This window comes from Okeania hirsuta (genome assembly GCF_003838195.1).
Taxonomy (GTDB): domain Bacteria; phylum Cyanobacteriota; class Cyanobacteriia; order Cyanobacteriales; family Microcoleaceae; genus Okeania; species Okeania hirsuta.
Genome location: NZ_RCBY01000697.1, coordinates 1 through 564, shown reverse-complemented (window position 1 = coordinate 564; position 564 = coordinate 1). Strand labels below are relative to the sequence as shown.

General features: G+C 42.9%; 1 protein-coding gene. It reads right to left on the bottom strand.

What is annotated here, in order from left to right:
• Positions 1–211: peroxidase family protein (locus tag D5R40_RS33735; RefSeq protein ID WP_282433716.1), on the bottom strand; the 211-nt coding region annotated here is incomplete at its 3' end.
• Positions 212–564: the final 353 nt, after the last annotated feature.

The following is a 564-nucleotide window of genomic DNA, read 5'->3' as shown; positions in this document are numbered from 1 at the left end:
CGCCCGTTTCGATAAAGGAGAAAATATTGAAGAAGGCCTCCTGCAAGCTTAAATTACCTTGCGGAATAATCTCTCCATTATTATCTCTTCGTTGGATCACACTGTTCAATAAAGTATGGCCCAATCGGAAAGCAGCAGCCGTAAACACATTGGCTAGCTGTGGATTGATATCATTCTGGTAGCCTTGGTATTCTGTAAGCTCTACACCCATGGCTGGCAACCATTCGTCGTATACAATAGATTGGATCAAGCAAACCACCTTACATGATGTGATCATGAATAACACAGGTATCAGCCTAATGCAGGATAATGTCTTTTTGGCTATGCCGCATAGCGAGATCTGTGCCAACATGACCGCTGACGTCGAGGGTGTTGTGACCACAGAATCCGGTACCCCTATAGTCAACCGTGGATCTATCTCTCAAGTTATTGGATGAAGATGCTTTTGATTTTACCACTAGCCTGGAGGGGGATTATTATTTCACAGATTTGTACTCATGTCAAGTAGATGAATTGGGATTGGAGAAAAATGACGTCATAACGAATGGTGTGACTACTGTAGAT